19 protein-coding genes are annotated in these 25,993 nt (G+C 42.4%); 9 read left to right on the top strand and 10 right to left on the bottom strand.

Features of this window, described 5'->3' with window-relative positions; translation table 11 throughout:
- Positions 1-21: 21 nt before the first annotated feature.
- A complete protein-coding gene (gene murF, locus QZ576_RS14480; RefSeq protein ID WP_297098403.1) occupies positions 22-1,317 on the top strand; it encodes a UDP-N-acetylmuramoyl-tripeptide--D-alanyl-D-alanine ligase in 1,296 nt (431 codons plus the stop codon).
- Here the strand turns inward: murF and trxA are convergent.
- Positions 1,310-1,681, bottom strand: coding sequence for a thioredoxin (gene trxA / locus QZ576_RS14485; RefSeq protein WP_038556556.1), 372 nt, complete (start codon positions 1,679-1,681; stop codon positions 1,310-1,312). The genes murF and trxA overlap by 8 nt on opposite strands.
- A gap of 175 nt (positions 1,682-1,856) precedes the next feature.
- Between trxA and QZ576_RS14490 the strand changes: the two genes are divergently transcribed.
- Complete coding sequence (locus tag QZ576_RS14490) at positions 1,857-3,266, top strand: HD domain-containing protein (RefSeq protein ID WP_297098406.1); 1,410 nt, start codon at positions 1,857-1,859, stop codon at positions 3,264-3,266.
- Here the strand turns inward: QZ576_RS14490 and QZ576_RS14495 are convergent.
- The 4 genes from QZ576_RS14495 to QZ576_RS14510 all read right to left on the bottom strand — a co-directional run bounded on the left by QZ576_RS14495 (position 3,263) and on the right by QZ576_RS14510 (position 8,453).
- Positions 3,263-4,285 (bottom strand): endonuclease/exonuclease/phosphatase family protein, encoded by a 1,023-nt coding sequence (locus tag QZ576_RS14495; RefSeq protein ID WP_297098409.1) that lies wholly within the window; start codon positions 4,283-4,285, stop codon positions 3,263-3,265. The two genes, QZ576_RS14490 and QZ576_RS14495, sit on opposite strands and share 4 nt — an antisense overlap.
- Before the next feature lies 1 nt (position 4,286).
- Positions 4,287-5,726 carry a hypothetical protein gene (locus tag QZ576_RS14500; RefSeq protein ID WP_297098411.1) on the bottom strand — a complete coding sequence of 480 codons (1,440 nt, stop codon included), beginning with the start codon at positions 5,724-5,726 and terminating at the stop codon, positions 4,287-4,289.
- Positions 5,727-5,822: 96 nt separating this feature from the next.
- Complete coding sequence (locus tag QZ576_RS14505) at positions 5,823-7,274, bottom strand: sodium:solute symporter (RefSeq protein ID WP_297098413.1); 1,452 nt, start codon at positions 7,272-7,274, stop codon at positions 5,823-5,825.
- A gap of 9 nt (positions 7,275-7,283) precedes the next feature.
- Entirely contained in the window at positions 7,284-8,453 is a 1,170-nt protein-coding gene (locus tag QZ576_RS14510; RefSeq protein ID WP_297098414.1) for a DUF1343 domain-containing protein, read from the bottom strand.
- A gap of 175 nt (positions 8,454-8,628) precedes the next feature.
- Here QZ576_RS14510 and QZ576_RS14515 point away from each other — a divergent pair, with 175 nt between their 5' ends.
- From QZ576_RS14515 to QZ576_RS14530, 4 genes are all read left to right on the top strand, one after another.
- Positions 8,629-11,577 carry a glycoside hydrolase family 3 N-terminal domain-containing protein gene (locus tag QZ576_RS14515; RefSeq protein ID WP_297098415.1) on the top strand — a complete coding sequence of 983 codons (2,949 nt, stop codon included), beginning with the start codon at positions 8,629-8,631 and terminating at the stop codon, positions 11,575-11,577.
- A gap of 260 nt (positions 11,578-11,837) precedes the next feature.
- The gene (locus tag QZ576_RS14520) at positions 11,838-12,089 is read left to right on the top strand and encodes a DNA-binding protein (RefSeq protein WP_297098416.1); all 252 of its coding nucleotides are present in this window, start codon (positions 11,838-11,840) and stop codon (positions 12,087-12,089) included.
- An 86-nt stretch (positions 12,090-12,175) separates the two neighbouring features.
- Positions 12,176-12,970 (top strand): DUF1080 domain-containing protein, encoded by a 795-nt coding sequence (locus QZ576_RS14525; protein ID WP_297098417.1) that lies wholly within the window; start codon positions 12,176-12,178, stop codon positions 12,968-12,970.
- Between the two features lie 72 nt (positions 12,971-13,042).
- Positions 13,043-14,248 (top strand): uracil-xanthine permease family protein, encoded by a 1,206-nt coding sequence (locus QZ576_RS14530; protein ID WP_297098418.1) that lies wholly within the window; start codon positions 13,043-13,045, stop codon positions 14,246-14,248.
- Positions 14,249-14,380: 132 nt separating this feature from the next.
- On the opposite strand, the gene QZ576_RS14535 is transcribed toward QZ576_RS14530, so the two are convergent.
- From QZ576_RS14535 to QZ576_RS14545, 3 genes are all read right to left on the bottom strand, one after another.
- Positions 14,381-15,616 carry a PQQ-binding-like beta-propeller repeat protein gene (locus QZ576_RS14535; RefSeq protein WP_297098419.1) on the bottom strand — a complete coding sequence of 412 codons (1,236 nt, stop codon included), beginning with the start codon at positions 15,614-15,616 and terminating at the stop codon, positions 14,381-14,383.
- Positions 15,617-15,759: 143 nt separating this feature from the next.
- The gene (locus QZ576_RS14540) at positions 15,760-16,533 is read right to left on the bottom strand and encodes a TIGR03915 family putative DNA repair protein (protein ID WP_297098420.1); all 774 of its coding nucleotides are present in this window, start codon (positions 16,531-16,533) and stop codon (positions 15,760-15,762) included.
- A gap of 64 nt (positions 16,534-16,597) precedes the next feature.
- Entirely contained in the window at positions 16,598-17,887 is a 1,290-nt protein-coding gene (locus QZ576_RS14545) for a putative DNA modification/repair radical SAM protein (protein ID WP_297098421.1), read from the bottom strand.
- A gap of 234 nt (positions 17,888-18,121) precedes the next feature.
- On the opposite strand from QZ576_RS14545, the gene QZ576_RS14550 reads away from it, so the two are divergent.
- A complete protein-coding gene (locus QZ576_RS14550; RefSeq protein WP_297098423.1) occupies positions 18,122-18,922 on the top strand; it encodes a LexA family transcriptional regulator in 801 nt (266 codons plus the stop codon).
- A gap of 185 nt (positions 18,923-19,107) precedes the next feature.
- Complete coding sequence (amrS, locus tag QZ576_RS14555) at positions 19,108-20,115, top strand: AmmeMemoRadiSam system radical SAM enzyme (protein WP_297098425.1); 1,008 nt, start codon at positions 19,108-19,110, stop codon at positions 20,113-20,115.
- Here amrS and QZ576_RS14560 read toward each other — a convergent pair.
- Positions 20,108-21,022 (bottom strand): hypothetical protein, encoded by a 915-nt coding sequence (locus QZ576_RS14560; protein WP_297098427.1) that lies wholly within the window; start codon positions 21,020-21,022, stop codon positions 20,108-20,110. The genes amrS and QZ576_RS14560 overlap by 8 nt on opposite strands.
- Positions 21,023-21,243: 221 nt before the next feature.
- On the opposite strand from QZ576_RS14560, the gene queG reads away from it, so the two are divergent.
- The gene (gene queG / locus QZ576_RS14565; protein ID WP_297098429.1) at positions 21,244-22,179 is read left to right on the top strand and encodes a tRNA epoxyqueuosine(34) reductase QueG; all 936 of its coding nucleotides are present in this window, start codon (positions 21,244-21,246) and stop codon (positions 22,177-22,179) included.
- Here the strand turns inward: queG and QZ576_RS14570 are convergent, their stop codons facing one another.
- A complete protein-coding gene (locus QZ576_RS14570) occupies positions 22,180-25,953 on the bottom strand; it encodes a glycoside hydrolase family 2 TIM barrel-domain containing protein (protein ID WP_297098432.1) in 3,774 nt (1,257 codons plus the stop codon).
- Positions 25,954-25,993 lie beyond the last annotated feature (40 nt).

Raw genomic sequence — 25,993 nt, forward strand, 5'->3', positions numbered from 1 at the left:
ATTGAATCGTATTTTTGCTTTATGACAAGTATTGAAACTATCTACGGTTGTTTTCTAAAATCAACAAAAGTATCTACCGATAGCCGCAAAATTGACACTGGCTGCATTTTCTTCGCTCTTAAAGGTGCCAACTTTAATGGCAATAAATATGCTCACGATGCCCTGAAAAAAGGAGCTGCTTATGCCATTGTTGACGAAGAAGAATATGCCACCGAAGATAAAATATTACCGGTTGACGATGTTCTCGCTTCGTTACAGCAACTGGCCCATTATCACCGAAAACAACTGGGACTACCTATACTTTCCATTACCGGCACCAACGGTAAAACAACCACAAAAGAGTTGATCTCAACTGTACTTGCAAAGAAATTCAAAGTAAGTTTCACTCAGGGGAATTTGAACAACCATATCGGAGTTCCGTTAACGCTACTTGCAATGGATAAAAACACTGAATTTGGCGTAGTAGAAATGGGTGCCAATCATCCCGGTGAAATTGCCGATCTGTGCGAAATTGCCGATCCTGATTTTGGAATAATCACCAACATTGGCCGCGCCCACCTCGAAGGTTTTGGATCGTTTGAAGGCGTAATAAAAACCAAGGGAGAATTATACGATTACATCGGAAAAAAGAATGGAGTAATTTTTTACAACGCCGACAATAGGCTACTTGAAGAAATTGGCGAAGCACTTCCAAAACGTATTTCTTACGGAAAAAAGAATGCATCGTTCACCGGCGAAACCATTCAAAGTCCTCCGTTTATTCATGTAAAAGCCAATTTTAAAAAGGGCGTACTGTACTTGAACAGCAACCTGATTGGCGATTTCAATTTTGAAAATATCCTCGCTGCAGCCTGCATCGGAAATCATTTTGATGTTGATCCGCTAAAAATCCAGCAAGCTATTAAAGAATATCAGCCAACCAACAATCGCTCGCAACTAATAAACAAAGGCGAAATAAAGATTATAATGGACGCCTATAATGCGAACCCAACAAGTATGGCGGCGTCAATCGAAAGTTTTCTGGAGAACCTGAAAGGTGATAAATACCTTATTCTTGGAGATATGCTTGAGCTGGGAGAATATTCGGAAGACGAACATACAAAGATCGTTGATCTGATTCCGGATGAATTAAAAAGCAGCACCTTTCTGGTAGGTAAAGAATTCTCGAAAGCCAACAATCAGGAAAGCATAAAATCCTTTCTTCATGTTGACGAATTATGTGCTTACCTTAAAAATGAGCCCATAAAAAACGGGAACATTTTAATAAAAGGTTCCCGCGGTATTCAGCTTGAAAAAGTACTCGATCTTCTTAATTAGCCTGAGGTTTTTCAACTTTCAGCACGTCTGAAATTGCTTTCTCGAAAGTTTGTTTCGGAAGTGCTCCCATTGCCATTTGTGGTTGTCCATCTTGCGGTACAAACAATAATGAAGGGATGCTTTGCACACCAAACATTCCGGCTAATTCCTGTTGTTCTTCAGTGTTTACTTTGTAGATTACGATACTGTCGCCGTACTCCGATTGCAACTCTTCCAACACCGGGGCTACCATTTTACATGGTCCACACCAATCGGCGTAAAAGTCGATCAAACATGGCTTCTCACCTTCGTATTTCCACTCTTTATTTGTTTCAAAATTGAAAACTTTCTCTTTAAATGTTTCTTTCGTTAAATGTTCCAGCATGATTTTTATTTTTTCAATATTTATATATCTATTTATTTCGATATTTATATATCAAAGATAATACCAAATTTTGAATTCCCAAGTTACTACTTAATTTCAACTAAATAATTGTAATTTTGTCACGATTTTTATCAAAGTGGCAGAACAGTCCATTTTGAAATACGATTTTTGTCAGATGAACAGCAAGCTAAAAGAGAAGATTTTCAAAGATATACAGGCAGTTGCCGACCGCGTTGAAACAGAAACTTATGTGATTGGAGGATATGTTCGCGATCTGTACCTCGACCGCCCCTCAAAAGATATCGACATTGTAACCATTGGCAGTGGTATTGATTTCGCAACAGAAGTTGCCAAGAGTCTTAAGCCGCGCCCAAGAGTTAATGTATTTAAAAACTTTGGCACCGCCATGTTAAAATACAAGGATCTTGAAATTGAATTTGTAGGTGCCCGCAAAGAATCGTACCAACGCAATTCGAGAAAACCGATTGTGGAAGACGGAACGCTGGAAGACGATCAAAACCGTCGCGATTTTACCATCAACGCAATGGCTTTCAGTTTAAACGGCGATCGTTTTGGCGAGCTTGTCGATCCGTTTAACGGGATGGATGACTTGAATAACAAGATCATCCGCACGCCACTCGATCCGGATGTTACGTTCTCTGATGATCCCTTGCGAATTATGCGTGCCATTCGTTTTGCAACTCAGCTTGATTTTGAAATTGAGGATAAAACTTTAAAGGCGATTGCCAGAAATAAGGACCGCATTAAAATTGTTTCTGCCGAGCGAATTATCGAAGAGCTGAATAAAATTATTATGGCACCGAAACCCTCGAAAGGTTTTAGGCTACTGGAAGAAACAGGTTTGCTGGCGATAATATTCCCCGAACTGCAAAGAATGAAAGGAGTTGACAAAGTAAACGGCATCGGTCATAAAGACAATTTTTATCACACTATTGAAGTGCTCGATCGCCTGGTACCCAACTCCGATAATTTGTGGTTACGTTGGTCGGCCTTGTTGCACGACATTGCCAAACCCAAAACAAAACGTTTTGTAGAAGACCTGGGCTGGACTTTTCACGCGCATAATTTCGTTGGAGTTAAAATGATTCCCAAGATTTTTAAACGCATGAAACTGCCGCTGAATGAAAAGATGAAATACGTTCAGAAGATGGTAGGCTTGCACATGCGCCCAATTGTGCTTTCGGAAGATATTGTTACCGACTCGGCAGTGCGTCGCTTGCTTTTCGAGGCCGGAGATGATATTGATGATTTAATGACACTTTGCGAGGCCGACATTACATCGAAGAATCCGGAGAAGGTGAAACGTTACATGAAAAACTTCAAGGTGGTTCGGCAAAAACTGAAAGAGATTGAAGAGAAAGATGCGATTCGTAATTTCCAACCTCCGGTTGATGGCGACCTTATTATGGAGACTTTTAACTTGTCGCCATGCCGTGAAGTTGGTCTGCTAAAAGATGCCATAAAAGAAGCCATTCTGGATGGCGAAATTCATAACAATTACGAGGAAGCTTTTGCTTTTATGATGAAAAAGGCAGAAGAAATGGGATTAAAAGCAAAAGGTTAATCAACCTGTAACTTTAACAAAACCGGCAAATGGTCGCTAAAACCACCATTGTAACGGTAGCCCGTGTAAGTGCGATGTAGTTTTCGGCCTCCGCGCGTTTCGTCAGGCTCGAATAAAAAGGGCAATTTACAGATTGTTGCATTTTCTGGTTTTGTACCCAATCCACTTCCTGCGGCCAATAAGTTTGGTGATACAATTATCTGATCGAAAACAAACCACTGTCCCTGGTATTTTAAAGTCCCCTCCTCCTGATCCATCCAGGGCAAAGATAAGTTGTACAAATCGGCAGATTCGTTATTTAGAGGATCAGCAGCACCAAGATCTTGCGATATACTTTCATCTGTTGGCTGATCGTTAAAATCACCTACGATAACCACTTTCGCCTTTTCATTCTCTTGAATGATCTCTTCGTATTTCGACAAAAGCAAACGCGCAGCCTGCTGCCTTGCAGGGCGTGTTTCCAGCAAACCCGAATACCGCGACGGCCAGTGATTTACAAACACGTGAATAGAATCTCCACCAGTTACCGTTCCCAGAACATAAAGTATTTCGCGACTTTTACGAACGCCTCCATTTTTATCTTCCAGCGGGTAATATGCGTAATCAAGCGGATAAAAGGTTTCTGAATTATAAATCAGCGCCACATCGATTCCACGGGGATCCGGCGACTCTTTATGAATTATTTTGTATGGCGTAGATTTTAGTGGTGTATCGTCGGTAAGTTGTTCCAACACATAACGATTCTCGATTTCTGCCAACGCAATTAAATCAGGCATTTGCCAACCGCCGGCACTCAGTATTACTTTCGAGATATTGTTGATTTTGTTATCGAAACGTTTCCTTGTCCAGTGGCGTTCTCCTGCAGGCGTAAACTCGTCATCGGCAGTTAACGAATCGTTTCGTACATCAAACAAGTTTTCAACATTATAAAAGAGTATTGAAAATTCGGCATCAGCATTTTGAGCATTGCCTTTTGCAATGAGCAGAATTAGGGATAAACAAAAAAGAAAGTGTTTCATTTTACTTTTCAATGCGTTCGTACGCTCCCAGGTCGGGGCCATCTTCGCCGGTTCGGCTTCTGTTCAGCAAATCAAGCGGAAACTGCTCAGAATACCTCGTTGTTCCCACATCTTTTGCAGCCGATAAAGTATCTAACTCGAAGTTATAATCATCGTACGGATCAACAAAACGCGGGTCAAATTCCATTCCAACCATCGCATTAATGAAGTGATCTGTATTGCTCGTATTTAAGGTATCGGGCGCCTGAATTATACAGTGATCGAACAGGTAATTAAAGGTGTTCTCTTCGTTGTCTCCCAATTCCAGTTCGTTTCCGATATTACCGTAAATAATACTGTTTCCGAAAGTTGCCTTGGTCAAATCGCCGTTGTACGAAATTTGTTCGCCATTCGAGTTTTCAACAACCAGCACATTCGAAACAACCAACGACGGTGTAGTTCTCACAGCCTGTCCGTAGTTGCCCCAATAATTGGCAATGGTTGAGTGGTAAAACTCGTATTCGCCACCAACAAGTAAAGCGGCAGCATAATACCCACAGTTGCTGATCAGCGCATTGTAAGCATAAATCTTCGATTTCATGGCAAACACTCCGGCGTAAGCCATATTTTCAATTTTGGAGTTGGTAAGTGCCACCGAAGCATAACCTTCGTTTTCAATGGTACCAACCTGCAAACCAATATTTGCATTTTTTATGGTGGTAAAATTGAATATGTTATTATGACTTCCGGAATACAAAACAATACCATTCCACTGATCGGGAATATTTTCGTATGACGGTTCCAAACGGTCGGCCCGGAATATGATCGGCGATTCGAAAGTACCATCAGCAACCACGTTTCCACGAACATACATTCCGGCACCTTTGTGGAAGTACACTTTTGTTCCCGGCTCAATTGTCAATGTCGACGTACTGTCAACATAAGCATAATCGTACACGAGATATGGTTTCTCAGCAGTCCATGTTGTAGTTTTGATCCGCTCGCTTTTTATCAGCTTAAAATCCTGCCCGTAGGCTTCCAACATTATGCTCTGAAAATTTGTGTTGGTTGTAAACTCAATAGAATCCTGCACAACCATAGGCAAATTCTGTCCGTTCGGATCGATAGTAACCTCAACAAAAATATAGATACTGTCTTTTGCAGGCAATGTAATTTCGTACAATTCACTACTCTCGTAACCGTTGATATTCAATCTGAAATTAGAGGCATCGCCTCCTGCCAAACGAATGCGTGAAATCAAAACATCCTCGTTGTAAGGATTACTCACCGTAAATCGTCGGGTTGTTGAGCCAATGGTAGTAAAAATGGTATCGAAAGTTACTGTATCAGCGGAAAACTGTAACTGTGCATCAGTAGACGTCATATACCCCTCGTCCTCACAAGAGAAGAGCATAACAAGCACAAGAGCTGCAGCCAGTATTTGAAGTAAATTTTTAACCAATTCGAATTAATTTATATCCTTATAACGTCCACTTTTCGCCGTTATTTTACAAATATAAAAAATCAATTCACAATTTTTAACATTTCTTTACAATCCTTAGCTATTAACAGCACTTTTTTCAGAAATGAGAAACAAACCAAGCATTGTAATCACCCCGTTGAGGATAAGCAATTCGAATCCAAACTGATAGCCATTAAATAACACCTCGGAATAGCTCGAAATAAAATAGCACAAAACGGGTGCAAAAATTCCGATATACGGAACCCACTTATCGTTCACTTTTCGTTTAGAATACATGCCAAAAAGGAATAACCCTAAAATAGGACCGTAAGTATACCCTGCAACCGTAAATACTGCCACCACAATACTCTGATTATTAATGGCATCGAAAACTAGAATTACCGCAATTAACAGCACTGAAAACATTAAATGCGACAACATTTTCATACGGCGTTTTTTCTCTTCCGGGTATTTATGGATTTTCAGAAAATCGACAGTAAATGATGTTGTTAATGCGGTTAATGCCGAATCGGCACTTGAATAGGCGGCGGCTGTGATCCCCAGTAAGAAGGCAATTCCCACAGGCAAACCGAAATATTTTAAAGCCAACATCGGGTAAAGATCATCGGTATTTTCAGGTAAGCTAATTCCATGCTCGCGGGCAAAAATGTATAACATTACACCCAGGCTCAGAAACAACACCACCGTAAAAAGAAACGACATACTAAACACCAGCATGTTTTTCTGTGCCTCCCATTTGTTTTTACAGGTCAGGTTTTTTTGCATCATATCCTGATCCATACCAACCATAACAACGGTGATAAACATTCCGGAAATAAACTGCTTGAAGAAGTTATTTCCTGAGCGCCAGTCCCAAAAGAAAAGTTGCGAGTTACTGTCATCAGCAATGGTTTTCACCAGCCCCGACAAATTCAAATCAAGGCTTCGCGAGATGGCTACGATGGTAAAAATAACCGCACTTACCAAAAAGAGTGTTTGCAGCGTATCGGTCCAAACAATGGTCTTTATTCCGCCCTTAAAAGTGTACACCCAAATAAGCGCGATGGTAACAATTACGGTTAGCGAAAACGGTATATTAAACGCATCGAAAAAGGCGATTTGCAAAACTCCGGCAACCAAAAACAAGCGGAATGCCGCCCCGATCAGTTTCGAGATCAAAAAGAAAAACGAGCCGGTTTTATAGGATCGTGGTCCAAAACGATCGTCAAGAAACGAATAGATGGAAACCAGGTTAAGGCGATAATACAAAGGCAATAAAATACCCGCTACCAGCCAGTATCCAACAAGGTTTCCGAGAACAAACTGCAGGTACGAAAAGGCAGAATTACCAACTTCTCCCGGCACCGAAATAAAAGTAACTCCCGAGAGGGTGGCTCCAACCATTCCAAAGGCCACTAAATACCATGGCGATTTTCGGTTAGCAGTAAAAAATGCCTGCGTGTCGGCTTTTCGCGAGGTTAACCACGAAATAAAAATCAGTACTAAAAAGTAACCAAGTACAATTCCTAGAACAAGATATGGGCTCATAATTTAAGTTTATTCGAAGTCGGGGTAAAGTAGATATTTTTTTCTCATTTGTTTGAATTCCTCCAGCTCGGGCTGCCAGCTTTCAATAATTTCAGCCTCGCTTTTCCCTTCTCTGATTTGTTTCAGCATCGAGTCGGTTCCGGCAAGCAGATTCAGCCAGCGCTCGCGTGTAAGGAAATCAGCTTCATTCTCGTATTTGTTATAAAAGTCGAGGAAGTATTTCAAAGTAAATTTTGGCGATTCATCCAGTGTTCGTAAATCAACGCCATAACATTTTTTGTCTTTGTTCAGCGGGTTTATCGCCACTCCGGGAATACTGCGGGGAGTAAATTCGAAAGTGCCGATATTTTCGTTTAAACCACCTAAAACCTGGAACGGGAAATCGGTTCCGCGCCCAACACTTACGCTGGTTGCTTCAAAAAAGCACAACGATGGATATAAGCGCACTGAAAGATCGTTGGGTAAATTTGGCGACGGACGCACCGGCAAAGAATACGCCATTTTATGATCGTAATTTTTTACAGGAATAACTGTAATATCACATTTTTTACCAGCAGTGTGCCAGCCTTCTTCATTGATCATATTTGCAAGTTCGCCAACTGTACATCCGTGAACGATTGGAATGGGATCGAGACTTACAAACGATTCAAAACCTTCTTTACGAATTGGGCCGGCAACATAATCGCCATTCGGATTTGGTCGGTCGAAAACAATTAGCGGAATATCATATTCAGCACACGCTTCAATAACGTAATGCATGGTTGAAATGTAGGTGTAAAACCGGCATCCTACATCCTGAATATCGAAGATTACGGCATCGAGTCCGGAAAAATGTTCTTCAGTTGGCTTTTTGTTTTTTCCGTAGAGCGAAAATACCGGCAAACCCGTGCTTTTGTCCAGCCCGTCTTCCACTTCTCCTCCGGCCGAAACATCGCCTCTAAAGCCGTGTTCAGGTGCAAATATCTTTTTTACATCAACGTTTTGGTTCAGTAAAAAATCGACCAGATGCTCGTCTTCTGCAATGGAAGTGTTGTTTACAACTAACCCCACATTTTTGCCTTTCAGCGCATCCAAATATAGCGAAGTACGTTCCGCTCCTACAATAATTTCATTATCTTGCAGTGCCATGCAACCGCTGGCCGAGATCCATAAAACTAACACTAAAAAAATCCTGAACATAGGCTTTTAAATATTACATTTGCGCAAGCGAAGATAGTTTTTAAATTTTTTAAAAAGCAATCATTTAGTTAAAAAAGTGAAACGAAAACGAAATATAATTAGGATCCGATTTTTGTACTATTTTATTTCGATGAACGTTTAACGTGTAGCATTAATTTTTAGCGAATTTACAACGATGAAACCAACACCTATAATATTTCTACTTTTTACCCTATTAGTACTGTCACTGGCCAACTGTTCTTCGGCACAGGAACCACCTTTTCAGCAATACAAAAACGATGAGTGGGTAAACCAGCAACTCGAAAAAATGAGTCTGGATGAGCGAATTGCCCAGTTGATGATGATTACCGTTTACCCGAAACAGAACGAAGCCGCCAAAGCCATTTTTAAGCGGAGAATACAGGAGTGGAAACCCGGTGGAATTCTGGTAATGCAAGGTTCACCTGCAAAAAATGCCGATTGGATCAATCAATTTCAGGAAGCTTCCGAGACGCCGCTTTTGGTCGCTATCGACGGCGAATGGGGACCGGCCATGCGTACCGACAGTACCATTGTTTATCCGTATGCGCAATCGTTGGGCGCCGTGCAAGACACTTCCCTTCTCTACCAAATGGGACAGGATTTTGCCAGCCAGTTAAAACGCATGGGAATTCAGATGAATTTTGCGCCGGTTGCCGACATTAACACCAATCCGTTTAATCCGGTTATCGGTTATCGCTCGTATGGAGAAGAAAAGCATAATGTGGCTGAAAAGTCGTGGATGGTGGCAAAAGGAATGCAGGACAACAATGTTATTCCGGTGGCAAAACATTTTCCCGGTCATGGCGACACCAAAACCGACTCGCACAAAACATTGCCGCTTATTCCACATTCAAAAAGCCGCATCGACAGTATTGAAAGCTACCCGTTCAGGTATTTATCCGATAAAGGAATTGCTGGAATTATGTCGGGGCATTTAAATGTTCCGTCGCTCGATGATTCCGGAATCACCTCTTCGCTTTCGAAAAAAGTAATTACCGATTACCTGAAGGACGAAATTGGCTACAAAGGTTTTGTGGTTACCGATGCCATTACCATGAAAGGCGTGCAAACCACTGCAGGAAGAGCCGAACTGGAAGCCCTGATTGCCGGAAACGATATGATCGAATTTGTTGACGATGTTAGCAAAGCTGTTGCAACTATAAAAGAAGCAATTATCTACGGCGAAATTACCGAAGATGAAATCAACGAAAAGTGCAGAACTGTTTTGGCACTTAAACGCTGGGTTGGTTTAAACAACTACCAACCGGTGGATTTAAAAAATATTACCGCCGATCTTAACGCTCCCGAATACCAGGTTACCAACCGAAAACTGATTAAAAAATCGATGACAGTTGTTGTTAACAACGACAGTACTCTTCCGGTGCAGGATTTGGAGAAACGCAACATTGCAACGATAATGATTGGTGGCGACCAAAAATCAGATTATCAGAATACGCTGGCAAAATATACCGGCATGGATCATTTTTGGTTACCAAAAGATGCCTCTGAAAAAACATGGGCAAATCTTCGCCAGGAGCTAAGTAATTACAACTTTGTTATTGCCGGAATTACCGGAATTAACAAATACTCATCAAACGAATACGGTATTTCCGAAATACAAAAACAAGCGGTTACGGATTTGGTAAACGAACAAAATGTGGTGTTTACGCTTTTCGGAAACGCTTATTCACTAAAATACTTTGCCAATATTCATCATGCCGATGCCTTGATTGTGGCTCATCAGGATAATGAACTGACTCAGGAATTAGCAGCGCAGCTTATTTTTGGTGCATTTAAAGCTAATGGCAAACTTCCGGTTACTTCCGACAGACGATTTAAAGCCGGCGATGATTTGGTTGTTGAACCCAACAAAACTTTTTCGTATACCATTCCTGAGGAGGCCGGGATGAGTTCAGTTATTCTGAACCGGAAAATCGACTCGCTGGCAAATCTTGGAATTTCGGAAGGTGCATTTCCCGGCTGCCAGGTTTTGGTGGCCAAAGATGGGCAAGTGGTTTTTCACAAGTGTTACGGTTTTCAAACCTACGACAGCATTTACCCCGTAAACCAGAATAATATTTACGACTGGGCATCGGTTACCAAAGTTACCGGGCCGCTGCCGGCAATTATGCGATTGGTCGACGAGGGCAAAATGAACGTTGATGATAAGTTTAGCAAGTACTGGCCCGATTTTATTGGCAGCAACAAAGAAAACCTGAGCTTTCGTGAGATTTTGGCGCACCAGTCGCGTTTGGCTTCGTGGATTGCTTTCTGGACCATGACCGTGCAAAAAGACGGAACACTCGATAAAAAAGTATTTAAAGATCACCCCTCGACACTATACGATGTTCGCGTATCGGAACGGTTGTGCATGAATCACAATTTCAGAAAAATAATGTTCGATACCATCCGCACTTCGGATCTGCTACCCAGAAAAAAGTACCTGTACTCAGGACTGAGTTTTTACCTCTATCCGGATATTATTGAAAACCTGACCGGCACTCCGTACGAATCGTATGTAAAAAACACTTTCTACCGACCTTTAGGAGCGCAAACAATAACGTTCAATGCATACAAACACTTTCCGCTTAACCAGATTATTCCAACCGAAACGGATGACTTTTTCCGAATGGAGAAACTTCGTGGTTACGTGCACGACGAAGGAGCAGCAATGATGGGCGGCGTATCGGGAAATGCTGGTTTATTCGGTTCAACAAACGACCTCGCCAAGGTATTTCAAATGTATTTGCAAAAAGGATATTTTGGTGGCCGACGTTATATTTCGGACTTAACGCTTAACGAATTTACGCGTATTCAGTATCCTGAAAATAAAAACCGACGAGGGCTTGGTTTCGACAAACCCATGATCGACAACGATGAAAATGATCTTGAAGATGCCTACCCCGCCGTGTCGAGCAGCAAAAGCAGTTTTGGGCACAGCGGCTACACCGGAACTTTTGCATGGGCCGACCCTGAAAAAGGGGTGTTATACATTTTTATGTCGAACCGTGTTTACCCAACCCGCAACAACAGCAAACTCTACGAATTAAACATTCGTACGGCCATGCATCAGGCCATTTACGACAGCATTATCAAAAAATAAAAACGCTCCAACATCTTCCCTTAAAAAATGTTAACACCTGTCTGTTAGTGACCTGTTTTACAACATATCAACAAAATCCATAACCCTTATATTTCAGCTACTTACATTTTATCACACCCCCTGTAATACACATAATTTTGCTCATGTGTTATAACATTTAACAATACCTGTTCGTGATGCTTTCATTATTAAATTATTAATTATAATTTTAAAGCACGTTCTTTATAAATACAATAATTATTAATTAATACCACAGCGATATGGAAAAAAAGATAACATTTAACGAGCTGCGAAAAATTAAAGACAGCTTGCCTGACGGTTCAATTGCACAAATAGCGCAAGAATTTGAATTAAGAGAAGAAACCGTCAGGAATTATTTCGGAGGCGCTAATTACACAGATGGAAGAGCAGTGGGTATACACATGGAGCCGGGACCAAATGGAGGAATCGTTCTCTTAGATGATACGGCAATTTTGGAACGAGCGCAGCAATTAGCTGGCGCAGCGGTTTAAAAGAGAAAAAAATAAAAATATTTAAGAAACTGTCCTATATTTATGGGGCAGTTTTTTTATGTCAATTATATCTAAACCATTACCTCATGAAGAAATTCACATTTTTTATTTCCCTTGCTTTTATCAGCATTTTATTTACCTCGTGCGAAGCGCCATGGCAACCTTTATTTAACGGCGAAAACCTCGATGGCTGGGAAACCTACATCGGCACTCCGCTTACCGGCTTCGAACACATTCACGAACAGGCCAAACCCGAGAACGTTTTTAAAGTTGTTGATGTAGATGGCGAAAAGCTCATTCACATTACCGGAGAAGTAAACGGTTCGTTGGCCACTGTCGACACTTTTGCCAACTACCACCTTGAATTGGTATTTAAGTGGGGCGACCAGGTTTACACTACCCGAAACAGCGGATTGCTGTATCATAGTTTTGGAGATTTTGGCGAAGCATTGGGCACCTGGATGACTAACATCGAGTGCCAGCTGATGCACGGAAACATGGGCGATACTTACCTGATGAACAATACGTGCTGCGAAACCGAAACCACGCAAACCGACGATGGTTTTGTTTTCACTAAAGGAGGAGAACTTACCCAGTTTGGAAAAGACTTTAACGGCCCGGGCATAAAAAAGGCTGTTGATGCCGAAAATCCAACAGGCGAATGGAACACTGTTGAACTGTACTCCTACGGACGTACTACCGTTCATCTGGTTAACGGACAAGTTACCATGGTAAATACAAACACGGGAGTTGACGAAGAAGATGGCATCCGTCCGCTGAGCTCTGGGAAAATCCAAATCCAGTCGGAAGGCGGCGATTTATTTATTAAATCAATTCGGGTAAAACCGATTAAGGAAATTCCTGCCGAAATCCTTCAATAAAAAAATACATTTTACCCGTTTCTTTCGCAAACGGGTATATTTTTGCGCAAATTTTAAACGAATACAAAAAATATGAGTGGTAAATCTTTACGTGAACAGTTAACCTTTAAAAACACCGTTCTGGGTGTACAGTTCTTATTTGTGGCTTTTGGTGCTACCGTTTTGGTGCCGCTGCTTGTTGGCATCGATCCGGCCGTTGCACTTTTTACCGCCGGAATTGGCACGCTGCTTTTTCACCTCATTACAAAAGGAAAAGTTCCGGTGTTTCTCGGAAGTAGCTTTGCTTTTGTTGCTCCTATTATCGAAGCCACCCGACTTTATGGCTGGCCCGGTACACTTTCAGGAATTATTGCCGTAGGTATCGTTTACGGCGTTGTTTCAGCACTGGTAAAATTACGTGGAATCACCTTTGTTGAACGCCTGTTTCCATCGGTAGTAGTTGGCCCAATTATTTTGCTGATCGGTTTATCGCTGGCATCAACTGCTGTTGATATGGCAAAAACAGACTGGGCACTTGCAATAATCACATTGGCAACAGCAGTTTCAGTGGTAATTTTTGGTAAAAAAATGCTGAAACTGATCCCGATTTTCATCGCCATTGCAGTGGGTTATATTGCAGCGCTTATCTGGGGAAAAGTTGATTACTCAATAGTACAGGAAGCGAGCTGGATAAGCATTCCGGAATTTACCGCTCCAAAATTTAGCTGGCAAGCCATTTTATACATGGTTCCGGTGGCAATTGCTCCAATTATCGAGCACGTTGGCGACATGTACACCATTGGCGGTGTTTGTAATAAAAACTTTATTGAGAAACCGGGATTGCACCGCACCTTACTTGGGGACGGTATTGCCACTGCTTTGGCCGGTTTTTTTGGCGGAGTACCTAACACTACCTATTCGGAAGTAACCGGAGCGATTACGCTTACCAAAGTTACTAATCCGTTTATCCTGCGCATTTCTGCTATTACTGCATTGGTGTTTGCGTTTGTGGGCAAAATTAGTGGCTTCCTGGAAACCATCCCGCAAGCAGTGCTCGGTGGTATAATGTTGTTACTTTTCGGAATGATCGCATCTATTGGTATCAAAACACTGGTTGACTCGAAAACCAACATGGGCGAAACCCGTAACCAGGTAATCGTTTCGCTGGTACTTACCGTTGGAATTGGTGGTGCTGTAATTCAATACGGAACTTTCTCGCTGGCAGGAATTGGTTTGGCTGCAGCAGTTGGTATTATTTTGAATTTGCTTCTCCCCGCAACTAAAAAAGAAGATTTATAAAAGCTTCGAGTATCGAGTTGCTCGCTTCGAGATAAAAAAAGGATGGCATCTGTATGAGTAGAATCATAAACCGATGCCATCCTTCTTTTTTTGGATCATTTGTCACTGGCCTTCACCAGAACGTTGTGACATTCACTTAACCTTGTATGCCATCAAGGCTTCTCCGTGGCGGATATAAAGTACTCCATCGGCAACCACCGGATGCGAAAAATGTTCCTGGCTTCCCATGGTAACTTTAAACAAACCACCCTGCGCCAGCTTTCCGTTTTCGTAATTGAAAAGGCGAACATCACCATTTGTGCCATACACAATAAACTTATTGTCGGCGAAAATAGTGCCTCCAAACGATGATCTGACTTTATCCAAAACGCTTCCTGTTTCCGGATCAAGGACATTCAGGTATTTATTCTCGGTGGTAACAAACAACTTGTTATCGTTTAGAATATAACCGCCCATATCATTCTTCACATTTTCGTTGGTCCATACTTCTTTCACACTGCTTCCATCAGCTGCAAGTTCCAGTTTTATGGCACCTTTTCCGTTATCGTCGTTGGTAATAACATACAAATACGGGGCCTGATAAACGGGGGTGTTTGCATGGTCTCCGTCGTGGCGGATAGCAATGTCGTATTTCCAAAGTAACTCTCCGGTTTCGCAATCAACACCAAAAACATGGTGCCTCGATGTGGAAACAAAAACCTTTCGCGAAGGCAGGTTTACAAGAATTGGCGAAACAAAATGAGTGGTATCTCCAGTTGCTTCCGATGTCCAGATGGTTTTTCCGGTTAATCGATCGAGTTTAGCCACACTGATTTCTTTTCCTCCGGGGAAACAATAAACTGCATTCTCATCGGTAACCACCGATTCCGCGTAACTAAACTCATTCATATAACCATTCAGGTCGTTCAGCATATCAACCGCCCACAGTTCTTTCCCGGTATTCAGGTCAAAACAGGCCAGTCGTCCAAGTCCCGAGGTTGCATAAACCATATCGCCCACAACGGTTGGCGTTGATCTTGATCCCGGAAAACGGGCAGAGAATCCATCTCCCACAAACGATTTTCCGTTTGTCGATTTCCATAATAAGTTACCCTCCAGGTCGTAAGCAAATAACGTGCTGATACCGTCTTCTACCCCGATGATAAGTAATTTATCTGAAGTTATTACCGGAGCGGCGTAGCCGGGGCCAATAGTTTCGGTCGACCACAAGAGTTGAGGACCATCTTCAGGCCATTCCGACAGCAGTCCGGATTCGTTGTACTTTCCATCGCGATCAATGCCGCGCCACTGATAAACGGTTTGTGAAATTGCAATTTGACTGACAAACAATAAGGCAATCAGACAGAATAAAGAATTGATTTTTTTCATTTTCGGTTATTTAATTTTTCGGTTTGTTGACAGAGTGCTGACTCATGCGAATATAAATAAAAATCACGACAGACCATGTTAACGCGTTCTTAATCACTTCATCAGAAAAGGGTTCCGAAAATAAATCTACAATGCCACTCCTTTCAATTCGCCTCTTGCTTTTCAGGTAGATAACGCCAAAATCGCCTCGGCATATGCTGGCGTTGCAGTTTTAGATTTTTGCGTTCTTCAATATTGATGTGTTTAAAATACGAGCGCCACAACTTTTGATAAAAATCTTCGCCCTCATGCAGCAACTCCTCTTTCACCTGTCCGTTGTAGGCATTAAACTGCTTTTTTGTGAGCACCACTTCCTCCACCTTTTCGTTGCCGTACAGAATGCCATAGTTGCGCTTCAAATCGTAGATCAGCCAGCGCTGATCGGTAAATCGTTTTTGGTAATGATTAATGATCAGTGGAATGACATCGTATCTGGGTTCGATACCGCAAAAATACATCCGGTCTTTGGTGCGCTGAAACCGAACAAACTGCATCATTCGCATGGCTTCCTTTTTCACCTTTTGCGAGGCTTGCGTAAGGTGCAACACATCAGGATCGCCGTAATCGGTTTCCAAATTTAAATGCCCGCTGAACATTCGCCGTAAAAAACGGTAAATTTTCATTTCAATGCCCAGCTCTTCCGACAGGTAAGCGTAAAAAAGCAGCTGCTTATTTTTTCCCGACAAATGTTTCTGAATACCTTTCCAAACCCGTTCGGCCTTTTTCGGATTGGTGGGAACATCAATGCTTTCTACAAAAAGGTAGCGCTGCTCGCCATAACGCGAACAAATATCAACCGGAAAATCTTTCCGGCTGTAACAATCGAAAACGCAGGTTAAAAAACCCTCAAATGTATTATCGTAGGTATATATTTTCATGACTGGATTCTGGATCTTTGGATTCTGGATTCTGGATTCTGGATACTGTGACTGCAAACTGAGACTAATGCAACGTTGGCAGCACCGGCTTATAATCGGCAAACAACGACAACTGCGTATTAAGCGAATTTTTGTACTTCGAATTCATCTCACATAGCAATTTATGTCTTAGGCGTTTGGGCTCCCACCCCATCCCGGGAGCCGGAAGTTCGTTACAAGTGATAAAATATTTGGCTCGTTTCATCACTATTCCCAGTTTTTTAAGGTGCAATGAATTTAGCCGGCGGTGCTTTCGCGCCAGAATAATCTTTTGTGCCGACTGCACTCCAACTCCGGGAATCCGAAGTATCATTTCGTAATCCGCACGGTTAATATCCACCGGAAACAAGTGCATATTTCGCAAGGCAAAACCTAGTTTCGGATCGACATCAAGATCAAGAAAAGGCTGATCATCGCTTAAAATCTCTTCGGCTTTAAAGTGATAAAAACGCATTAACCAATCGCTTTGATACAGGCGGTTTTCGCGAACCAGCGGCGGCCGGTTCACCGCGGGCAGTCGAGCATCGTAACTGTTCACCGGCAGGTAACCCGAAAAATAAACGCGTTTAAGGTTTTGCTTTTTGTACAAACCCGACGACAGCAAAATAATCTGCCGGTCGGTTTCGGGAGTGGCACCAACAATCAATTGTGTACTTTGTCCGGCCGGAGCAAAACGCGGTGCTTTTCGGTACTTTTTTCGTTCTTCCTTTGCCACCAAAATCGAATCGCGGATTTGCCCCATAGGCGTAACAATATCGGGGTAGTTCTTTTCCGGCGCCAGCTTTTTCAGGTTCGGTTCCGTCGGAATTTCCATGTTCACACTTAGTCGGTCGGCCCAAATTCCGGCCTCGTGGATCAGCTCACTGCTTGCTCCGGGAATCGCTTTCAGATGAATATAACCGTTGTAGTTTTCTTCTTGCCGAAGCTTTTTAGCCACCAACACCATTCGCTCCATAGTGTAATCAGGATTTTTAATCACACCCGAACTCAAAAACAATCCTTCAATGTAGTTTCGGCGGTAAAAACCAATGGTCAGGTCGACAATTTCCTGTGCCGTAAAAGTTGCCCGCGGGCGGTCGTTCGTGCGCCGATTTATACAGTAAGCACAATCGTAAATACAATTGTTGGTCATCAGTATTTTAAACAGGCTCACACAGCGCCCGTCTTCGGTAAAACTGTGGCAAATGCCGCACGCCACACCACTGCCAATTCCTTTGCTGGTGTTTGCCCGGTTGCTTCCGCTCGATGCACACGACACATCGTATTTTGCAGCGTCGGATAATATTTTCAATTTTTCATGTACGGAGTCATTCATGGCACTCATCTCATATTGCAGTTTGTAGTCAAAAAAATCCCCGGCGATTATGCCAGGGATTACGAACCTCAGTTCATTTTGGGTTTAAACATTTAGGAACATTAAGGAAATATGTTGATGTAAAACAAATACTCTTTTTGATAATTATATTATCATTTCTGACGATAATAAATTAATCATTTCTTTTTAAACTGCAAGAATATTTTTTACTTTTGAAGAAATAAATTTTCCCACATGAACTATTTTGGCAAGAATATCAAGCTGTTACGAAAAAGAAAAAAACGCACACAAAACGAGGTGGCTGTTGCGCTGGAGTTAAAACGAACTTCTGTAAATGCACTCGAAAATGAGATCAGCCAACCTACGGTTTCGCACCTTCAGGCTTTTTCAAAATATTTTGGCATCGCTATAGACACGCTGATAAATGTGGATTTGCAACAATTATCAGAGAGTCAGTTTGCCGATCTGCAAAATGGTTTTGATGTGTTTATACGCGGCTCGAAATTGCGGGTAATTGCCACAACGGTTGATTCGGACAACAACGACAATATTGAGTTTGTAAACGAAAAAGCCAAAGCCGGCTATGTAAATTGTTTTGCTGATCCGGAGTACATCGGGAAACTGCCGGTTTTTCAGTTGCCGTTTTTGTCGAAAGAAAAGAAATACAGAGCTTTTACCATCGAAGGCGACTCGATGTTGCCCATCCCCGCCGGATCGATCGTAATTGGCGAATTCATTCAGGATTTCTTCAACATAAAAAGCAACGATGCCTACATTATTGTTACGCGCGACGAAGGTATTGTTTTTAAAGTGGCGCATAATAATATTGAAACCACCCGCTCGCTGCACCTGGTTTCGCTGAACAAAGCATTTGAACCGTATGATTTGCCAATTGCCGAGGTTACTGAAGTTTGGAAATTTGTGTGTTACCTGAACACCAGCATCCCCGAACCGGAGTCGGACATGAGTGTATTGATGAAACAAATGGACGACATGCAACAGGCCATTAAAAAGCTCGGATCGAAAATTGGATAAGGCTAAGTTAAACATATCTCCTCTATACGTCATGCTGAATTTATTTCAGCATCTTTTAAATAGGAAAGATTCCGAAACAAGTTCGGAATGACGTGCTTCTAATTTAAAAAATTGACCTAAAGCTAATTCTAAAGAAACCACTCTCGTATTCCTTTCGTAACTTTAAAAAAGTTTGACAACAGGAAATGCAAGAAGCTCTATTCTATAGCAAAACCACAAACGGACAAGTTCAGTGTGAACTTTGCCCGTGGAACTGTATTTTATCCGATGGACAAACGGGCAATTGCAAAGTAAGGTCAAACCAAAATGGCGTTTTGCTCACCGAAGTTTATAACAAAGTAGCTGCGCTTGGTTCAGATCCCATTGAAAAGAAACCACTCTATCATTTTTATCCCGGCAAAAACATTTTATCGGTCGGCGAAGTGGGTTGTAACCTGCATTGCAGCTTTTGCCAGAACCACAGGATTTCACAATGCAAAGCCTCTGAATTTATCGGATTCCATAACATCAGCGCTAAAAAAATTGTAAAAGAAGCACTGAAAACCTGGAACAACATTGGCATCGCCTACACCTACAACGAACCTTTTACTTTTTACGAGTTTTTATTGGAGACTGCACAACTGGCTCATTCAAAAGGATTAAAAAATGTAGTGGTTTCCAACGGTTATATCAACGAAAAACCCTTACAAAAACTTCTTCCTGTTATTGATGCTTTTAACATCGATTTGAAAGCTTTCTCGAACGACTTTTATAAAAAATACACCAAAGGGAAACTGCAACCGGTTTTAGATACACTCCAGCAAATTGCAAAAAGTCCGGCTCATCTTGAAATTACAACGTTGGTTATTCCCGGATTAAATGATGATACCTCCGAATTTAAAAGTATGGTAAACTGGATTGCAAGCGAATTGGGTGAATCAGTTCCGCTTCATCTTTCTCGCTACTACCCTCAATACAAACTAAATGCCCCCGCCACGCCAATAGACACACTAATTGAGTTGTACAACCTGGCAAAAACTCAATTACAACATGTTTACCTGGGAAATGTAAGTGATGCGCAACGGTCAGCCACCTATTGTGCCAACTGCAATGCTGAGCTAATTTCCAGAAACCACTACAACACTGAAATTTCAGCACTTGATACCGAAGGAAAATGCAAAAAATGCGGAACTTTTGCCTCTGTAATTATGTAGCCAGCATTTCGTAAAGCACACCTTCACGCAGCGCAAAATCGGTTTGAACGATCTGTTTTATTCCAATTTTAGAAATCAGCGTTTCAATCAGGATTACTGCCGGCACAATCAAATCTACGCGCACATAGTCCATTCCTTTCATTTGCAAACGTTCGTCGCGGGTAGATTGCAGCAATTTTTCGTAAACCTCATAAAACTCTTCCAGCGTAACGACCTGTGTCACCCGTTGTTTCACGCCCGGATTTACCTCATCGATCATATCGGCAATCGTATCAAAAGCACCGGAGCAACCAATTAAAGTTGCAACTTTCTTTTCTTTACAATTCTGAATGGCAGTGTGATGTTCTGTTGCAAAAAACTTCTGAAGTTCGCGAACCTGCTCATCCGTTACCGGATCGGAAAGATCAAACGAATTAATGATCCGCGACATTCCTGTTGGCCGGCTTTCTTTCCAAAGAATTTCGTCTTTTTGGGTTAATATCAACTCATTGCTGCCACCGCCAATATCAAGAATTACAGAAGGGAATTCAATTTTTTGAAAAGCCAGCAACACTCCTTTAAAGATGAGTTCAGCTTCGCGCTCTCCCGAAATAACTTCAATTGTACAATTGCAAATCTTTTCAATTGCCGCTACAAATTCGGCCTTATTATCGGCAGTGCGCACCGCCGACGTCGCAAAAACTTTTATTTCATCAACACCAAAAGTGTCCATCACCTTTTTATGCGAAACAAATGCAGCTTTCGTCCGAAAAGTCGCTTTATCACTTATCTGGTTATCCCTGATTTTTCCGTCGCCCAGTTTCACCATTTCCTTGCTTTGGTGCAGGATTTTAAAATCGGCATTAAGCATTTCGGCAATAAGCAGGTTGCAGGTGTTGGTTCCTAAATCGATAACAGCAATGCGCATAAAATAATTTTGAGATGTTGAATGGCGACAAATTAAGACACCTTTGCTATAATATCCAAAGGTTTTCAGTTGAAAACATATTCCACAATTTTAAGTTTCTCGCAGATGGCGCAGAAAATCGCAGATTTAGACCATTTACAGATTGCCCTCTGCGTAAATCAGCGTTATCAGCGAGCAATTAATTTTAGAAATTATGCCGATTGTGCTATTTTGCAACCTAAATGCAACAGCAGTTTAAACAAAAAATACAATCGCTCGGATTTCTCGATCATGCCATTCTTCCTGTTTCATTTCTGGAAGAAGAAGAACCGCACCTAAAAGAGTGGCTGGCAAACGATATGCACGGTGAAATGGGCTACATGAACCGTAATATCGACAAGCGTTTAAATCCGTCGTTGCTGGTTGAAAATGCCAAAACAATTATTGTTGTGCTGCTGAATTATTTCCCCGAAACAACACAAGTAGATCAAACGGCGCCAGTACTCTCGAAATATGCTTACGGTACCGACTACCACTTTGTAATGAAAGACAAATTGAAGGAGTTGCTTCAATTTATTCAGGAAGAAATAGCGCCTTGCTCGGGACGACCATTTGTTGATTCGGCACCAGTTTTAGAGCGTACCTGGGCCCGAAAAGCAGGTCTTGGCTGGATAGGAAAAAACAGCAACGTAATATCCCCGGAACACGGCAGTTTCTTTTTTATCGGAGAACTGATCATCGACATTGAACTACCTTATGATGAGCCCAAACTGGTGCGCGACCATTGCGGGCGATGCACAAAATGTATTGATGCCTGCCCGACAAAAGCCATTGTTGCCGACCGCGTGGTTGATGCCCGGAAGTGCATCTCGTACCAAACCATTGAGGTGCGTGGTGAAATGGATGCCAATTTAAAAGGCCAGTTTGAAAACCGGGTATTTGGCTGCGACATCTGCCAGGATGTGTGCCCATGGAATTTAAAATCGGAACCACACAACGAAGCCAGTTTCAAGCCTCATCCCAAACTTTTATCACTGCAAAAACAGGATTGGGAAAATATGGAGCGCCCGCTGTTTAACGAGCTTTTTAAAAACTCGGCAGTTAAACGAACCGGTTATAATGGATTGCAACGCAATCTGCGGTTTCTTAATGATGAAGGAAACGCATCGGATACCTAACTAAAACGGCTTAATCGTTATCGTATACTTTTTCACATCGGGGAGCACGCGGTATTTTCTTAACTGACGGATTGCCGTACCACCGACACCTGTCACTTCGTAATCCACATTCAGAATGGTATTTGGCGCCTCCTCCAGCTGATAAGTGTACATAGCACGCGATAAATTATCAGTGGTGTATTTATGCAGGCTGAAATTCAGCAGCTCATTCCCTTCAATTAATAAACCATGCTCGTCGTTGTTATGCACTTTTAGCCAGCGCACATCGCTGCAGTTACCGTATTCCTGTGGAATAATGTATGGCACGTACATTGAATCGGCGGTTGAATGATACAGTCCCACTTTTGCCCCGGTTTTACGGTCTGGGTAGTTTTCAAACGGTCCGCGACCATACCACTGAACGTTGCTAAAACTTTTTGGCAACTGAAACTGCAGCCCCACTTTTTGTAGCATATCAGGCATTGGTCCGTGCGGAATAACTTCCTGCTCCAACTGAATGCTTCCGTCAGCGGAAAATGTCCAGGTTTGTTTTTGCTCGAATGCCGAATAATAAAACCACTGGTCTTTTCGCCTTGCCGGATCGAGACTGGAGTTCGCAAATACATCCATCTTCAAGATCACCTCGTTATTTTTTACCTGCAGCAACTCATAGTCGTCTAATTCTGACTTCAAATCGCGCATTCCAAGGGTGCGCAACTGGTTATCAATACTTCGGCCGAACCCCGTGGTAAGTCGATCCCAACCAACCATGTTACTTCCCCACGGATCGATATCGTTGGCCGTTGGTGCGCGCCAAACCATAAATTCAGGGCCACCTTCCAAATACTCAATTCCCTTGTATTTTAACGATACAAAACTTCCTGTTTTTTTATCGATCGTATAATTAAAATCGTTGCCCCTAATCCGGATATAATTTTCATCCTCGGTGGCAGTCACTTTTGGGTCGTTCGCCTCCTCATCAACAAAATAAAAATCGGTTGGCACGTCAAACTGCTCCCACGCAATTTCGTGACCTTTTGGCGCCCAGTTCAGGTCTTCTTTTAACAGGAAAGAAACTTCAAGCAGGCACTCTGTTGTCGACTCAATTCGAGGCCTGCGGTAATCAATGGTAACTTCCCCGGTTTCGCCTGCAGGAATATCACAATTGAAAAAACCACGCTGACTGGTTTCTCCATCCACCGTTATTTGCCAAAATCCTTCCAGCTCATTTAAATTCTTAAAATGATGACGGTTGGTTACTTTCAGCACACCATTTTCAACATCTACAGCTTCAATTTTTATTGGCTGCCCCGATCGTTTTATTTGATTGATTTCCGGCTGAACGGTTCTGTCAGGCCAGATAATTCCGTAAGTTCTTCCGCCCAAACCAACAGCATAAAAATCACCGTCCTTTTTGTCCTCTTCAAAATTCAGATGCAATACCATCCCGTCTTTTTCCTTCTCAATATTATTGACATTTACAGCCCTGTTAAACACCCGCACATCATCGATCACCATTTTTGACAGGCGTCCGGAATGCTCGCCTTGATCCTGATTTTCTGCTTCGCGACCGATACAAAGCGGAAAAGGTGTAGTACTAATATTTCCGGAGAATGAAGTAGTGGCTACCCGTTTATTATCGATATAAAGTTGCAGTTGGCTACCATTGTAAATTCCGGAAATGCGATGCCAGTTTTCATAAAAATTTTTGTCCACTTTTGCATTGGCCGAAATACGTTCTTTTCCAAATACATAAAATTCCAGCGTTTCCGAATCCGCCATTTGAATGCCATAACCGCATGATCCTTTGGCGATAAAAACATTGGGCTGCGGAATATCTGATGGTTTTACCCAAAAATCAAGTGTCAGCTGATTTCCGGTAATGTCTAGACTCGGATCGCGGTAAAACTCCACCCAATCATCGTGCCCGGAGAATTCCAGTCCCCATCCATAAACACCTTGCTGAAACATGGGCCGTCCCATTATTTGCCCGTCATTTTTTTGTGGTGAAAGATCAGGCAAAATCCAGCGTGGTGTTTTTATTCCCGGACTAATCCAGTCCCAAATAGCACCGCCCGTCAAACGCGGATATTTCCAAATGTATTCCCAGTATTCGTCCATTCCGCCAAGGCCATTTCCGGTTGCAGCCAGATACTCATCCATAAACGAAGCACGCATATCGTTAGGAGGCAACACTTTTCCCTGTGCCAGATTTTTATAATCCACCGGCACCCAATAACGCGGCCCCACCAAATCCTCGAAAGGAATATAAAAGGTGTTCCCACCGTACATCCAAGCGGGGCGACTTGGATCGATCGCCTTACCGGTTTTTATCACTTCGTTGATATTTTTTCCGCTGCCCGATTCGTTTCCGGCACTCCAAACAATCACCGCCGGATGATTTCGGTCGCGATACACCAGTTTGCGCGAACGGTCGCGGTACATCTCTGTCCACTCCGGCTTTTCCGACAACCAAATATTGTTGTGCGCCTCATCACCCACTTCATCAAAAATGTAAATCCCCAGTTCATCGGCCATCTCAATATACTCGGGCGTTGGCGGATAATGACTGGTACGCACACAATTAATGTTGTACTGTTTCATCAGCAGCAAATCCTGTTTCAAAGTTTCAAGAGGTACCGCCTGTCCGTTTTCCGGGTGGTGCATGTGGCTGTTCACGCCATTCAGTTTTACCGGAACGCCGTTCACCGTTAAAATATAATCATTGTATTCCACCTCGCGGAAACCGATTTTCTGAGTGAAAGCTTCAGTAACTTTTCCGTTGGCATTTTTTAGTTGCACCAAAAGAATAAAAAGATTGGGAAACTCGGCCGACCACTGCGGCGGATCAACCACTAAAGTTGACAATTGTACCTTTACATTTCCCATTGAATCAACCTCAAAATTCTGCTTAAGCGATCCGTCTTTTAAAATTGAACGGCCTTCAAGATCATAAACATCAACGGTGATCTCACCCGATTCTGCTTCCGGCAATTGATTCTGAATATGGGTTTCTACCGTCAAGGTTGCATCCTCATAGTTTTCATCAAAATCGGTCACCACATAATGGTCGTGGATAAATGTTTTAGGCTGGGCATATAATTTTACATCGCGAAAGATGCCCGACAAGCGCCACATATCCTGATTCTCGAGATACGAACCATCGGAAAAACGAATTACCTGAACCGACAGGTCGTTTTCGCCCTTTTCGATAAAAGGCGTGAGATTAAATTCAGCCGGCTCAAATCCGCCCTGATTGTAACCAACCTGCTGTCCGTTCACCCATATGTAGGAGGCCGATTTTATGCCTTCGAAGCGCAACATCACCTCTTTGTTTTCCCAGCTTTCGGGGACAGTAAATTTTGTTTTGTAGCATCCGGTCGGGTTGTAATAATCAGGAATATTCGGCGGATCATTCTCAAACGATATGGCCACATTCCGGAATTTTGGATGCCCGTATCCTTCCATTTGCCAGTTCGAAGGAACTTTTATTTCATCCCAAGCTGTCGCGTCAAAATCGGGCTGCCAAAAATCTACAGGTACCTGTTTCGGCGTTTCCACCCACTTAAACTTCCATTGCCCGTTTAGCAATTGGTAGTTCTCGCATTTCCGCGGCATATCCTGAATGGCATCATCAGCTGATGCGTACGGAATATGAAAAGCATGCGGCGCATTTTGTCCCTTTTCAAAAACGGCCGGATTTCGCCAGTCGTTTGGAAGGAATTCAACCTGCTGCGAAAAAGAAGCTAAATAAAATGTGAGAATAAAGAACAAGATGGTCGCTCGTTTCATCATAATTGTTGTTTGTCCGATTGTTACCGTTAAAAATACTTCT

It is taken from the genome of uncultured Draconibacterium sp., assembly GCF_913060805.1.
GTDB lineage: Bacteria > Bacteroidota > Bacteroidia > Bacteroidales > Prolixibacteraceae > Draconibacterium.

Excerpts from the sequence above, each read along its gene's own strand:
- QZ576_RS14495 (WP_297098409.1), bottom strand. The coding sequence starts at position 4,285 with ATGAAACACTTTCTTTTTTGTTTATCCCTAATTCTGCTCATTGCAAAA.
- QZ576_RS14510 (WP_297098414.1), bottom strand. The coding sequence starts at position 8,453 with ATGTTCAGGATTTTTTTAGTGTTAGTTTTATGGATCTCGGCCAGCGGT.
- QZ576_RS14490 (WP_297098406.1), top strand. The coding sequence starts at position 1,857 with ATGAACAGCAAGCTAAAAGAGAAGATTTTCAAAGATATACAGGCAGTT.
- QZ576_RS14525 (WP_297098417.1), top strand. The coding sequence starts at position 12,176 with ATGAAGAAATTCACATTTTTTATTTCCCTTGCTTTTATCAGCATTTTA.
- QZ576_RS14530 (WP_297098418.1), top strand. The coding sequence starts at position 13,043 with ATGAGTGGTAAATCTTTACGTGAACAGTTAACCTTTAAAAACACCGTT.
- QZ576_RS14570 (WP_297098432.1), bottom strand. The coding sequence starts at position 25,953 with ATGATGAAACGAGCGACCATCTTGTTCTTTATTCTCACATTTTATTTA.
- murF (WP_297098403.1), top strand. The coding sequence starts at position 22 with ATGACAAGTATTGAAACTATCTACGGTTGTTTTCTAAAATCAACAAAA.
- QZ576_RS14515 (WP_297098415.1), top strand. The coding sequence starts at position 8,629 with ATGAAACCAACACCTATAATATTTCTACTTTTTACCCTATTAGTACTG.
- QZ576_RS14535 (WP_297098419.1), bottom strand. The coding sequence starts at position 15,616 with ATGAAAAAAATCAATTCTTTATTCTGTCTGATTGCCTTATTGTTTGTC.
- queG (WP_297098429.1), top strand. The coding sequence starts at position 21,244 with ATGCAACAGCAGTTTAAACAAAAAATACAATCGCTCGGATTTCTCGAT.
- QZ576_RS14505 (WP_297098413.1), bottom strand. The coding sequence starts at position 7,274 with ATGAGCCCATATCTTGTTCTAGGAATTGTACTTGGTTACTTTTTAGTA.
- QZ576_RS14520 (WP_297098416.1), top strand. The coding sequence starts at position 11,838 with ATGGAAAAAAAGATAACATTTAACGAGCTGCGAAAAATTAAAGACAGC.
- amrS (WP_297098425.1), top strand. The coding sequence starts at position 19,108 with ATGCAAGAAGCTCTATTCTATAGCAAAACCACAAACGGACAAGTTCAG.
- QZ576_RS14545 (WP_297098421.1), bottom strand. The coding sequence starts at position 17,887 with ATGAATGACTCCGTACATGAAAAATTGAAAATATTATCCGACGCTGCA.
- QZ576_RS14540 (WP_297098420.1), bottom strand. The coding sequence starts at position 16,533 with ATGAAAATATATACCTACGATAATACATTTGAGGGTTTTTTAACCTGC.
- QZ576_RS14550 (WP_297098423.1), top strand. The coding sequence starts at position 18,122 with ATGAACTATTTTGGCAAGAATATCAAGCTGTTACGAAAAAGAAAAAAA.
- trxA (WP_038556556.1), bottom strand. The coding sequence starts at position 1,681 with ATGCTGGAACATTTAACGAAAGAAACATTTAAAGAGAAAGTTTTCAAT.
- QZ576_RS14560 (WP_297098427.1), bottom strand. The coding sequence starts at position 21,022 with ATGCGCATTGCTGTTATCGATTTAGGAACCAACACCTGCAACCTGCTT.